Here is an 11,863-nt window from a genome sequence, read left to right as displayed (position 1 = left end):
TTCACCCCTTCGGCGGTGGCGTCGGCTTGCTCTCCAGCAGCAGCTGGCCCTGTTTCTCGACCTTGCCCCGGATCTTGCCGGCCATCATGGCCAGCACATTGGGCAGGTTGATCTCCATCCGCACCGCGTCGGGCAGGACATCCAGATGGCCGCTGATGGTCTGGCCGATCACCGTGGCCGAGAAACCCATCTGGTCGCCGCTCCACTGGCGGGTCAGCTTGGCGCTCTCGCCGAACTGGCTGAGGATCTTTTCGAACCCTTCCTCAAGACGCTTGCGGGCCTCGGCTGCGCCCAGGGTGTGGGGGATATCGATGGTGACGGGCTTCATCGGCGACCTCTTTCAACTTCAGTCAGTCTAGCGCGAAAACCCGGCGCAGGCTCACCCCCGGGGTTTGCGCTTCAGGGCCACATAGAGGGCGCCCCCGCCCCCGTGCCGGCGGTGCGCCTCCGACACCCCGGCCACGATGGGGCGCAGATGGGCCGCGGCCAGCCATTCCGGGGCGGCCCGGCGCAGGGTCCCGTCACCGCTCCCGCGGGAACCCTTGCCGGTGATCACCAGCACCGCCCGATGGCCCTCGTGCCAGGCCTGGAGCAGGAAGGCGTCCAGCCGCGCCCGCGCGGCGTCATAGGTCAGGCCGTGCAGGTCCAGCCGGGCGGCGATGGGGTCGCGCTCGCGCACGATCCGGTGATGGCGATTGGGCTCAATGAACTCCGGCCCGGGCCAGGGAGCCGGCGGCAGGGCCCGGGGCGGGGCGGGGGCGGGACCCTTGGGCGCGGCCTTTGGCCGTTTGCCCGGGGGCGGTTTGACCTGCGGGTGTTGGCCCGGGTGGGGGGGCCCCGCGGGCGGGCCAGGATCGGGCTCACTCGGCGCTGTCGGCGTATGGCGTCCCGGCAGGGGATGGAGCGTGGCCGCCACGACCGACCAGAGCTTGTGCTCCTCAGGCCGAAGCGGGCGTTTCATCGGCTGGGGTCTGGCCCGACCCTGGGCGCGAGACGGATCATGCGCAGGGTATGGCGGACGCGGCCCGCCTCCACCCCGGCCTCGGGGCCGGAGCCCAGATAGAGGTCAGCCCGCACCTGGCCCTTGATGGCGCCACCGGTGTCCAGGGCCATGGCGAGCCGGCGATAGGTGGGAAAGGCGCCGGTGAGGATGGGCGCCACCGCATCGATCCAGAACAGCTCGCCGACCCGGTGTTGCGACAGATCCACGGCGATGGCGTGGTCCGGGGGCAGGGGGATGCCTGCCGCGCCGACCGGGTGAAGCCCGTCATCGGGCTCCAGGCGGAACCAGACATAGCGGCGATTGAGCCGCATGATGGCGTCAGCCTCTGGCCCCCGCCTCGCCGCCAGCCAGGCGCGGATCGCCTCGCCAGAGGTGTTGTTGGCCGCCAGCAGCCCGCGGTCGCGCATGGGATTGGCGATGCCGGAGAAGGGCAGGTCATTGTGAGCGGCGAAGAGCACCTTGACCCGTTCGCCATCTGGAAAGGTCAGGACGCCGGAGCCCTGTATCTGCAGGAAGAACAGCTCCTCTGGACGCATCCAGGCCAGGACCTCGGTAGGCGGCGTCGCCTCGATGGCCGCCCGGTCGGCGCGGCCAGACAGGGCGGCGTGATTGGCCGGCTTGGGCCGCACCGGAGCGCTGTATTCGGCGTCCGGCGCTCTTCGGCCTGTGTACTCCGGGGCGTAATAGGCGGTCAGCACCCCTTCCCCAGGCACCGTCTCCAGGCGGAAATTGTCTTCGAAGAAGGCGCGGGCCTCGGGGGACTCCAGGCGCGTGTGAGCGCGGGCCCGGCGGCAGATCTCGGCCTCGGCCGGCGCCTTGGCCACGCCGCAGGTGGCGCGATAGGCCGCGAAGGCCTCGGCGTGATCGGCCTCGGCCCAGCCGGTCAGGCTGCTGAAGTTGGCGGGCGCGGCTGGAGCGCCCGGCTGGGCGGGCCCCGGAGGGGCCGGTGCGGGAGTTGGAGCCTCATCAGGCCCGCGCGCTGTGGCGCAGGCGCTCAGGAGGAGGGCGCCGCCGAGGACGCCGACCAGACGCTGACGCACGGACCTAGGCCTCCGCGGCGTCGACGTGAACCAGGGTCCAGTTTGGGTCGCGGCTCTTGAGATTGCGCTCGAAGGTCCAGAGTTCGGCTGTCCGGCGATCATCCACCGCCTCGCCGCTGGCGTCCTTGGTGCGGCTGCGCAGTTCGGCCAGGAACCGGACGGTGACCCGGGCGGCGTCTTCAACCATTTCAGCCTTTTCCATATCCGCCCGGGGGGGATGCAGGAATTCGACGGTCTCGGTGCGGCCCTCGGCCTCGCGCGCCGAGATCGCCGACTCGAACGCCGAATAGACCTCGTCCGACAAAAGGTTGCGCAGGGCGTCGCGGTCTCCGCCGGCGAAGGCGTTCACGATCATCTGATAGGCCGACTTGGCGCCCTGAAGGAAATGGCTGAGGTCGAAAGCCGGGTCCCGGGCGCGGATGGCGGCGAGCCCAGACAGGGCGACGCCCTCGGCCTCCTCGGAGGCCTCGAGCACGCGCTCAGGCTGGCGCACCGGGCTTGGGACGCCCTCGGCCGCGGGCTTGTCCTCCGGTTGCCGTCCGACACGCCGCCCCAGCACCGCATAGAGTTGGTAGAGGACAACGGCCGCCAGGGCGGCGAAGATGATCAGCTCCAGTAGGGGCAAGCGGGTCTCTCGTGAGCTTCAGTGGGCGAGCGGGCCAGAAACGCGGCCCTTGCGGGGTTTTATAGTCGGTCGGTCTTATATAGTCCCTCGAAACGCCGGCGTCAGGACCGACGTTGCATCAGGCAGGGGCCCATGTTAGCAGCCCGCGCCAGGAAAGGGCGGGTTTTCCCGCCACATTGCGGCCGGCTCTGTCGCCGGCCTGGCCTCCCAGAACGGACAGACGTGCATGACCGACACCGACGCCGCCGCCCCCGGCGGCCTGCCGAACGGCGCTGAGGCCTTTGTCCCAGGCGTGCGCATCCTGGCCCAGTTCATCCGGGATCTGTCCTTTGAAAACCCCCGCGCGCCCGACGCTCTGCGGGGAACCGGCGCCCAGCCGCAGATCGATCTTGGGGTCGAGATGAACGCCCGGGGCCGCGAGGATGGTCTGTTCGAGGTGGATCTGAAGCTTTCGGCCCGGGCCGCGCGGGAAGACGGCCCGGTGTTCCATGTGGAGCTGCTCTATGGCGGCGTGTTCGGGATCAATGGCGTCGCGCCAGAGGATCTGGAGCAGGTGCTGCTGGTGGACTGCCCGCGCTTCCTCTTCCCCTTCGCCCGCCGGGTGATCGCCGATGTGACCTCCGATGGGGGCTTCCCGCCCTTCCTGCTGGATCCCATCGACTTCGCCGGGGTCTATGCGGCCCGCAAGGCTCAGGGGGATCTGTCCCAGATGGGCGAGATCGGCCACGCCTGATCGCCAGGCCGGCGGACTGACGTCAGCGGCGCCCTTGGGGCGCCGTTTTCGTATCTAGATCCCGTGCTTCTTCCAGAGCAGGTCCGACTTGACCACGTCGCGGACAAAGGCCGCGTGGCGTTCGCGTTCCATGTCACTGGCCCGCACGGCGAGCGGCCTGGGCCGAGCGCCGTAGCTCGCCTGGCGGGCCGCGCCGACCGCCTGGGCGACCATGGCCGGGGCCAGTTCAAGCCGACGTTCGCGCCCGCCCTTCAGCTCCAGATAGACGTCGGCCAGCAGCCGGGCGTCGATCAGCGCCCCGTGCTTTTCCCGGTCGGTCAGGGAAATCTTGAAGCGTCGGCACAGGGCGTCCAGGGAATTGGCCATGCCGGGAAAGCGGGCCCGGGCCAGCACCAGGGTGTCCACCCAGCGGTGCTCGATGATCTCGATACGCCCGCAGAGGCCGAGCTCGAAGTTCACAAAGGTCCGGTCGAAGGCCGCATTGTGGGCCACGATCGGGGCGTCCCCGACGAAATCGAGGAAGGCCTCGACCACCTCTGGCGCCTGGAACTTAGGCTTGCCGCGCAGAAAGTCCGCCGACAGGCCGTGCACCTTTTCGGCCTCCGGCGGCATGTCCCGCTCGGGGTCGATATAGCAGTGGAAGGTCTTGCCGGTGGGGACGAAGTCCTCGATCTCCAGACAGGCCAGCTCCACCAGGCGGTGGCCCTCGCGGGGCTCAAAGCCGGTGGTTTCCGTGTCGAGGACGATTTCGCGGGCCATGCGGCTTCAATGGCCCGGTTTGGTTTGAGCTTCAACCGGGGGAGGTGCGCTCGACCCGGCGGTGCGGGCGCGCAGGGCGTTCACGATTTCCGTGACCTGGCGCCTGGCGTGATCGAGACCGCGGCCGGTGTCGACAATGTAGTGGGCCCGGGCGCGCTTTTCGGCGTCCGCCATCTGCTGGGCCAGGATCGCGTCGAACCGGTCCGGCGTCATGCCAGGCCTGGCCAGGACCCGCTCGCGCTGCATGGAGGCCGGGGCGCTGACCACCACGACGGCGTCCATCCGGGCGTCACCGCCGGTTTCGTAGAGCAGGGGTATGTCCAGGACCACCATGTCGGCGCCCTTGGCCTGGGCCTCGGCGAAGAAGGCCTGGCGATCGAGACCGACCAGGGGATGGACGATGGCGTTCAGCCGCTTCAGCGCTTCGGGGTCCCCGAGCACCTGCTGGCGAAGCAGTTCACGGTCCACCGCGCCGCCCTGGACCACGCCGGGGAAGGCCTCGCCAACCGGCCCCACTGCGGCGCCGCCGACGTCATAGAGGTCATGCACCGCGGCGTCGGCGTCATAGACCGGCGTCCCATGCTCGCGGAACATGGCCGCGGTGGTGGACTTGCCCATGCCGATGGAGCCGGTCAGACCAATAAGCAGCATCTCGACTCAGCTCCTCTCTTTGAGCCCCAAAGTCTCAAGGGCCAGGGCCCGAACGTCCACCCCCGGAGGGGGCAAAACCCCGAAGAAGGCGGTGAAGGACGGGACCGCCTGGCCGATCAGCATGGCCAGGCCATCGACGGTGCGGCGGCCCTCGGCCTGCGCCTGGGCCAGGAAGGGCGTGTTGAGCGGCTTATAGACCATGTCCATGACCACGCAGTCTGTCGGGGCGGACTTGATCGGAACATCAAGGCCGCCCTGGCCCGACAGCCCCGCCGAGGTGGCGTTGATCACCGCCCCGGCGTCCGCAAAGGCGCCGGTCGCCTGGTCGAGGCCCAGCGCCGTGACGTGATCGCCGAGGCTGTCGGCCAGGCTCTGAGCCCTGGCCAGGGTGCGGTTGAGGATCCGCACCTCCGGGGCGCCGGCCGCCACAAAGGCCGCGGCCGCGCCGCGGGCGGCGCCGCCGGCCCCCAGGATGACCACCGGCGCGGCGCGCGGGTCAAACCCCGGCGCCTGTTCGGCGAAGGCGGCCAGCAGGCCCGTCCCATCGGTATTGTCGGCGCGAATGGTCCCATCGGACGCAAAGAGCAGCAGATTGGCTGCGCCCGCGGCTTCGGCCGCCGCACTTCGGGCGTCGGCCAGAGCCAGGGCCTGCTCCTTGAAGGGCAGGGTGACATTGAGGCCGACGATCGCGCCGCCGCGCAGGCCTTCGATCAGAGCCGCAAAGCCGGACTCAGGCGGGCTGAACGGGACATAGGCGGCGTCCAGACCGGCCGCCGAGATCCAGGCGTTGTGGATCAGCGGGCTCAGGGAATGGCGGACGGGCGCGCCCACCACGCCGGCGACCCGGGCGGCGCCCGTCAGCGACCGGCTCATGGGGTCAAGGCCCCGCGCTGACGCAGTTGGTCGAGGACGCCCAGCAGAGGCAGGCCAAGTATGGCGAAGTAGTCCCCCTCGATATCAGCAAACAGCTGGGCGCCTGGACCTTCGAGCCGGTAGCAGCCCACCGAACCCAACAGGCCCTCGCCCTCCATTTCCAGGTAGGCGTCGAGGAAGGGCTCGGAGAAGTCCCGCATGGTCAGGGTGGCGCTGGCCGTCTCAGACCAGAGCACCTCCCCATCCTGGGCCAGGGTCACGGCCGAGTGGAGATGATGGGGCTTGCCGCGCAGGGCCAGCAGGCGCGCCCGGGCCGCCTCCAGGCTGGGGGCCTTGTCATAGAGGACGCCTTCGAACTCCAGGGTCTGGTCGGCCCCGATGACCAGACCGGGCTGGTGGTGGGAGACCGTCACCGCCTTGACGTCGGCCAGGGCCTGGGCGACCGCCCGCGGGCTGCCGCCCTCGCCCTGGATGCGGGCCTTGATCAGGTCCTCGTCGACCCCGGACACGATCTTGTCGAACATCACGCCGGCCCCGGCGAGAAGCTGGCTGCGGGCGAGGCTCTGTGAGGCGAGAATGATCCGGGTCATCCGAGTATGTCCACCTGGCGGCCGGAGGTGAGCAGGTTCATCACCGCCGCGGCCGTCTCCTCCACCGAGCGGCGGGTGACGTCGATCACTGGCCAGCCCTGGCGTTCATAGAGCCGGCGGGCCTGGACGATCTCCTCGCGGACATTGTCGACGTCAATATAGGCCGAGGTGCGGTTTTCCTTGAGGCTGAGCAGGCGGTTGCGGCGGATCTGGATCAGCCGGTCCGGCGAGATGGTCAGCCCTACCACCAGGGTGTTCTTGAGCTGCAGCAGCTTGTCGGGGATCGCCTGGGTGGGGACCAGGGGCACATTGGCCGCCCGCACCCCGCGATGGGCCAGATAAATGCAGGTGGGTGTCTTGGACGTCCGCGACACCCCGACCAGGACCACATCGGCCTGCTCCAGGTCCTGGCCGCCCTGGCCGTCATCGTGGCCGATGGCGTAGTTCAGGGCGTCCATGCGGTTGAAATACTCGTGATCCAGAGCGTGCTGGGCGCCCACACGGGTCGAGGTGGCCAGGCCGAGATAGCGCGACACCGCTGAGACCAGGGGATCGAGGGCCGCGATACAGGCGATCTCCAGCCGGCGGCATCCGTCCTCCAGGGCCGCGCGCAGCTCTGCATCGACAATGGTGTGAATGACCAGGCCCGGCGCGGACTCGATGTCGGCCAGGGCCCGGTCCAGCTGCCGTTGCGATCGCACGAGGGCATAGATGTGCTCGATGGGCAGGACGTCGTCGAACCGGGCGCACACCGCGCGCGCCATGGCGTTCAGGGTCTCGCCGGTGGAGTCGGAGACCAGGTGCAGGTGAAAATAGGTGGCGATGCGCGGAAGGGTCATACCGGTGCGGCGGCCTGCGACAAAATGCTCTTGGGGACGAGAGAGTCGATAAGTCTCTTAGCCGAGGCGCACGAGCTTGGGGATAGGCGCAGACTTATACCCTCCAGGTCGGCGCCTAAGACCAAGCGTGGGACAAGCCCGTCGCCGGGCGCGTGTTCACGCACAGGATCACCCGCCGGGGAAAACCTTAACGAAAGGTAAACACAGGGGCGAGCTCGCAGACAGGGTCGTCCTCAGCCTGGGCCCGGATGCGCCTTAAGGTTTTGTTAAGGATTGTGGCGAGGCTGGAGGCTTATGCCCATGACTCACAGGATCGGTCGCGAGGCTGGGACAGAGGGTGGGCGAACTGTGGGCGGGGTCGGTATGGCGAGGCCTCATTGGGCTTATCCCCGGGTCTGACCGGCCCTACCACCTCATCTTCCCAAACAATCTCTTTCTATCAGGAAGAAGGGCGGGGACTTGGGACAAGCCGCCGCGACCCACGACCAGAAGGCTTGAGCCTGGCCATCAGAGCGGCTTTAAGGCTTGGCATGAGCGACACCGCAAAGCCCCGCCTCCTGCGCGCCCTGGCCGGCGAAACCCTCGATCGTCCCCCCGTCTGGTTCATGCGCCAGGCTGGACGGTCTCTGCCCGAGTATCGTGAGCTCCGCACCCGGGCGCCGGACTTCATCGCCTTCTGCCACAACCCGCAGATGGCCGCCGAGGCGACCCTGCAGCCCATGCGGCGCTTTCCCTTTGATGCGGCCATCGTCTTCGCCGACATCCTGCTCTTGCCCAAGGCGCTCGGCCAAAAGGTCTGGTTCGAGACGGGGGAAGGCCCGAGGCTGGGCGAGCTGCCTGAGCTTTCGGCCATGGAGGCCCAGATTGAAGCCTCGACCGGCAGGCTTTCCGAGATTGGCGAAACCCTGACCCGGGTGCGGGCTGAACTGGAGCCGGAGCGCGCCCTGATCGGGTTCGCCGGCGCGCCCTGGACGGTGGCCACCTATATGATCGAGGGCCGGGGCTCTGACCGGTCTGGGGCCCGGACCTACGCCTATCAGAACCCTGAGGCTCTGGACCGCCTGCTGGACATCCTGGTGGAGTCCACCGCCCGCTACCTGGTCATGCAGGCCAAGGCCGGCGCCCAGGCCCTGAAGCTGTTCGAGAGCTGGGCCGAGGGCCTGGCCGAGGACGTCTTCGAGCGGATCGTCATCCGTCCGCATGTGGCGATTATCGAGAAGGTCCGCGCCGCCGGCGTTGACACCCCCTTCATCGGCTTTCCCCGGGGGGCCGGGGCCCTGGTGGACAACTACGCCGCCCGGGTCCCTGTGCAGGCGGTCGCGTTGGACACCCAGGCCAGCGCCGCCCAGGGCCAGAAGATCCAGGCCGGCGGCAAGGCGATCCAGGGGGCCTTGGACAATCTTCTGCTGCGGGCCGGCGGCCCGGCCATGGACGCCCGCATCGACGCGCTGATCGAACAGTGGGGCAAGGGTCCCTATATCTTCAACCTCGGCCATGGGGTTTTGCCAGACACCCCGGTGGAACATATCGAGCGCGCCGTTCGCCGCGTGACGGGGACCTAGATGAAGAAGAAGCTTGCGGTCGTCCTGTTCAATCTGGGCGGCCCTGATGGCCCGGAGTCCGTCCAGCCCTTCCTCTTCAACCTGTTCCGTGACCCGGCCATTATCGGGCTGCCGGCCCCGGCCCGCTACGCCCTGGCGGCCCTGATCTCCACCACCCGCAAGAAGAGCGCCCAGGCCAACTACGCGATCATGGGGGGCGGCTCGCCCCTGTTGCCGGAGACCCAAGCCCAGGCCCGCGCCCTGGAAACCGCCCTGTCGGTCGCTGCGCCGGAGCTGGAGACCCGGATCTTCATCGCCATGCGCTATTGGAACCCCAGGGCCAAGGCGACAGCAGCCGAGGTGGCGGAGTACGCCCCGGACGAAATCGTGCTGCTGCCGCTCTATCCGCAGTTTTCCACCACCACCACGGCCTCGTCCCTGAAGGACTGGGCCAAGATCTATCGCGGTCCAGGCGTTTCGCGGGCCGTGTGCTGCTATCCCACCGAGGCCAGGCTGGTCGCCGCCCATGCGGCCAAGATCGCCGAGACCTGGGAGGCCGCCGGCCGGCCCGCCAATGTACGCCTTTTGTTCTCCGCACATGGCCTGCCGGAAAAGGTGATCAAGGACGGCGATCCCTACCAGGCGCAGGTGGAGGCCACCGCCGGCGCCGTGGCGGCCCTGCTGCCTGACCTGCCCGACTGGCAGGTCTGCTACCAGAGCAAGGTCGGGCCCCTGGCCTGGATCGGGCCGTCCACCGAGGACGCCATTCGCCAGGCCAAGGCCGATGATCGTGGGGTGCTGCTGACCCCCATCGCCTTCGTCTCCGAACATGTGGAGACCCTGGTGGAGCTGGACCACGAATATGCCGAAATCGCTGAGGCCATCGGGTGTTCGCCCTATCTGCGGGTTCCAGCGCTCGGCGTGACGCCGGACTTCATCGGCGGACTGAAGGCCATGGTGCTGGACGCCCTGGACAGCGGGGCCGCCGTGGCGCCGGCCGGCGGCTGGACCTGTCCCGCGGCCTATGGAAAATGCGCCTGCAAGACGGGGAGGGCGGCATGAACTGGTATGATCTGCTTCGGGGCCTGCACATCATCGCGGTGATCGCCTGGATGGCGGGGATGATGTACCTGCCCAGGCTCTACGCCTATCACACCGAGACCGCGCCGCCCGGCAGCGAGTTCGACGCCCACTTCAAGGTGTGGGAGGCCAAGCTGCTGCGGATCATCATCAACCCCTCGATGGTGATCACCTGGATCTTCGGCCTCAGCCTGATCCTCTACCATGTGCACGCCATGGGTCAGGGCTGGAGCTTCCTGCTGCAGCCCTGGATGATGCTCAAGCTCGCCCTGGTGACCTTCCTCTCGGGCTGGCACGGCATGCTGGCTGGGGCGCGGAAGAAGATCGCGGCGGGCGAACGTCCCCGCTCGGCGAAGTTCTGGCGGGCGACCAACGAGATCCCCTTCCTGATCGCCGTCGTCGCGGTGCTGGCCGTGACCCTGGAATTTGGGGGCCGCTGAGCCCACATGATCTAGAGACGGCTATTGACCGCAGGCCCTCGCCTGTGGTTTTGGCTAGGGACGCGGGAGCCATCCCGCGCCCCGCCTTTTCCCGGCGCCGCGCGTTTACCGCCGACGGCCCGGTCCTCGAGACAACATAGCCGGCGCCGCTCTTGACGACGCCCCACCTCAAGTCCCCGCCCGCCCGGACTCCCTCCGGCCGGCCCGCGGACCAATAATCTCCATCAGAGCCTACAAAGACCATGAGCGAAGACACCGAAACCCAAGTCCTCGAGAGCCAGACTGACGAGGACGGCGGGGGCGATAACGACCTGGACGAGCCGTCCCTGGCCTCCCAGGCGATCGCCGCCATGGGCCTGACCAAGATGTCGCTCCAGGAGTTGAAGGAGAAATCCTCCTCCGACCTGCTCACCTTCGCCGAGCAGATGGACATCGAGAACGCCAACTCGATGCGCAAGCAGGACATGATGTTCGGCATCCTGAAGACCCTCGCCGAAGAAGGCGTGGAGATCTCAGGGTCGGGCACCATGGAGGTTTTGCCGGACGGATTCGGCTTCCTGCGCAGCCCCGAGGCCAACTACCTGCCCGGCCCCGACGACATCTATGTCAGCCCCTCCCAGATCCGGAAGTTTGGCCTGCGCACCGGCGACTCCGTGGTCGGCGCCATCCGCGCCCCTCGGGAGGGCGAACGCTATTTCGCCCTGGTCAAGGTCGACCAGATCAACTTCGAAGACCCGGAGAACGTCCGCCACAAGGTCCACTTCGACAACCTGACCCCGCTCTATCCCGAAGAGCGCCTGCGGATGGAGATCGATGACCCGACCCTGAAGGACCGTTCGGGCCGGGTGATCGACATCGTCGCCCCCCTGGGCAAGGGCCAGCGCTGTCTGATCGTCGCCCCGCCGCGGGTCGGCAAGACGGTGATGCTCCAGAACATCGCCAAGTCCATCGAGGCCAACCACCCCGAGGTCTATCTGATCGTCCTGCTGATCGATGAGCGCCCGGAAGAAGTGACCGACATGCAGCGCACCGTGCGCGGCGAGGTCATTGCGTCCACCTTCGACGAACCGGCCACCCGCCACGTGCAGGTCGCCGAGATGGTGATCGAAAAGGCCAAGCGCCTGGTCGAGCACAAGAACGACGTCGTCATCCTTCTAGACTCCATCACCCGCCTGGGCCGCGCCTACAACGCCACCGTCCCCTCGTCGGGCAAGGTCCTGACCGGCGGCGTCGACGCCAACGCCCTGCAGCGGCCGAAACGCTTCTTTGGTGCGGCGCGGAATGTGGAGCAGGGCGGATCGCTGACCATCATCGCCACCGCCCTGATCGATACGGGCTCGCGGATGGACGAGGTGATCTTCGAAGAGTTCAAGGGCACGGGTAACTCGGAAATCGTGCTGGACCGCAAGGTTGCCGACAAACGCATCTTCCCGGCCATCGACGTGCTCAAGTCGGGCACCCGCAAGGAAGAGCTCACCACGCCCAAGGATCAACTGGCCAAGACCTATGTCCTGCGCCGGATTCTCAACCCGATGGGTCCGCAGGACGCGATCGAGTTCCTGATCGACAAGCTGCGCCAGTCGAAGAACAATGCGGACTTCTTCCAGTCGATGAACACCTGACTTTCCGCGTACGGAAGGTCGTGTTTCACGTGAAACATGGAGCGGCGGCGTGAAGGTCAATGTCGAG

The 11,863-nt window shown here is 67.9% G+C and carries 14 protein-coding genes; 5 read left to right on the top strand and 9 right to left on the bottom strand.

The genetic code is table 11. The annotated features are described in order from the left end of the window. Position 1: 1 nt before the first annotated feature. From Q8K84_RS06570 to timA, 4 genes are read right to left on the bottom strand one after another with little or no spacing between them, the layout of a single operon-like run. Entirely contained in the window at positions 2-328 is a 327-nt protein-coding gene (locus Q8K84_RS06570) for a polyhydroxyalkanoic acid system family protein (protein WP_305281816.1), read from the bottom strand. 51 nt (positions 329-379) lie between these two features. Further along, entirely contained in the window at positions 380-961 is a 582-nt protein-coding gene (locus Q8K84_RS06565; RefSeq protein WP_305281815.1) for a Smr/MutS family protein, read from the bottom strand. Then, entirely contained in the window at positions 958-2,043 is a 1,086-nt protein-coding gene (locus Q8K84_RS06560) for an MltA domain-containing protein (RefSeq protein ID WP_305281814.1), read from the bottom strand. Before Q8K84_RS06560 ends, Q8K84_RS06565 begins: the two co-directional genes overlap by 4 nt. A gap of 4 nt (positions 2,044-2,047) precedes the next feature. After that, positions 2,048-2,668 (bottom strand): TIM44-related membrane protein TimA, encoded by a 621-nt coding sequence (gene timA, locus Q8K84_RS06555; RefSeq protein WP_305281813.1) that lies wholly within the window; start codon positions 2,666-2,668, stop codon positions 2,048-2,050. A gap of 226 nt (positions 2,669-2,894) precedes the next feature. Here timA and secB point away from each other — a divergent pair, with 226 nt between their 5' ends. Further along, complete coding sequence (gene secB, locus Q8K84_RS06550; RefSeq protein WP_305281812.1) at positions 2,895-3,401, top strand: protein-export chaperone SecB; 507 nt, start codon at positions 2,895-2,897, stop codon at positions 3,399-3,401. Between the two features lie 54 nt (positions 3,402-3,455). Here secB and dnaQ read toward each other — a convergent pair whose 3' ends face one another. From dnaQ to Q8K84_RS06525, 5 genes are read right to left on the bottom strand one after another with little or no spacing between them, the layout of a single operon-like run. After that, complete coding sequence (dnaQ, locus tag Q8K84_RS06545; protein WP_305281811.1) at positions 3,456-4,160, bottom strand: DNA polymerase III subunit epsilon; 705 nt, start codon at positions 4,158-4,160, stop codon at positions 3,456-3,458. 6 nt (positions 4,161-4,166) lie between these two features. Further along, positions 4,167-4,811, bottom strand: a complete 645-nt coding sequence (gene coaE, locus Q8K84_RS06540) for a dephospho-CoA kinase (RefSeq protein WP_305281810.1) — start codon at positions 4,809-4,811, stop codon at positions 4,167-4,169. 6 nt (positions 4,812-4,817) lie between these two features. Further along, positions 4,818-5,684 (bottom strand): shikimate dehydrogenase, encoded by an 867-nt coding sequence (aroE, locus tag Q8K84_RS06535; protein ID WP_305281809.1) that lies wholly within the window; start codon positions 5,682-5,684, stop codon positions 4,818-4,820. Beyond that, positions 5,681-6,274 carry a Maf family protein gene (locus Q8K84_RS06530; protein WP_305281808.1) on the bottom strand — a complete coding sequence of 198 codons (594 nt, stop codon included), beginning with the start codon at positions 6,272-6,274 and terminating at the stop codon, positions 5,681-5,683. The genes aroE and Q8K84_RS06530 overlap by 4 nt, the downstream gene beginning before the upstream one ends. Continuing rightward, the gene (locus tag Q8K84_RS06525; protein ID WP_305281807.1) at positions 6,271-7,113 is read right to left on the bottom strand and encodes a pyruvate, water dikinase regulatory protein; all 843 of its coding nucleotides are present in this window, start codon (positions 7,111-7,113) and stop codon (positions 6,271-6,273) included. Before Q8K84_RS06525 ends, Q8K84_RS06530 begins: the two co-directional genes overlap by 4 nt. A gap of 530 nt (positions 7,114-7,643) precedes the next feature. On the opposite strand from Q8K84_RS06525, the gene hemE reads away from it, so the two are divergent. The 4 genes from hemE to rho all read left to right on the top strand — a co-directional run bounded on the left by hemE (position 7,644) and on the right by rho (position 11,796). After that, positions 7,644-8,675: a uroporphyrinogen decarboxylase gene (gene hemE / locus Q8K84_RS06520; protein WP_305281806.1), complete on the top strand. Its 1,032-nt coding sequence runs from the start codon at positions 7,644-7,646 to the stop codon at positions 8,673-8,675. Next, positions 8,676-9,716, top strand: a complete 1,041-nt coding sequence (gene hemH, locus Q8K84_RS06515) for a ferrochelatase (protein WP_305281805.1) — start codon at positions 8,676-8,678, stop codon at positions 9,714-9,716. It begins immediately after the preceding gene. Continuing rightward, positions 9,713-10,174 carry a CopD family protein gene (locus Q8K84_RS06510; protein ID WP_305281804.1) on the top strand — a complete coding sequence of 154 codons (462 nt, stop codon included), beginning with the start codon at positions 9,713-9,715 and terminating at the stop codon, positions 10,172-10,174. The genes hemH and Q8K84_RS06510 overlap by 4 nt, the downstream gene beginning before the upstream one ends. A 242-nt stretch (positions 10,175-10,416) precedes the next feature. Continuing rightward, positions 10,417-11,796: a transcription termination factor Rho gene (gene rho / locus Q8K84_RS06505; RefSeq protein ID WP_370867845.1), complete on the top strand. Its 1,380-nt coding sequence runs from the start codon at positions 10,417-10,419 to the stop codon at positions 11,794-11,796. Positions 11,797-11,863: the final 67 nt, after the last annotated feature.

Origin of the sequence: Phenylobacterium sp. (assembly GCF_030679875.1) — a bacterium.
In the GTDB taxonomy this organism is placed as follows: domain Bacteria; phylum Pseudomonadota; class Alphaproteobacteria; order Caulobacterales; family Caulobacteraceae; genus Phenylobacterium.
Note: the sequence above shows the minus strand (reverse complement) of the source record. Positions and strands in the feature narration are given on the sequence as shown.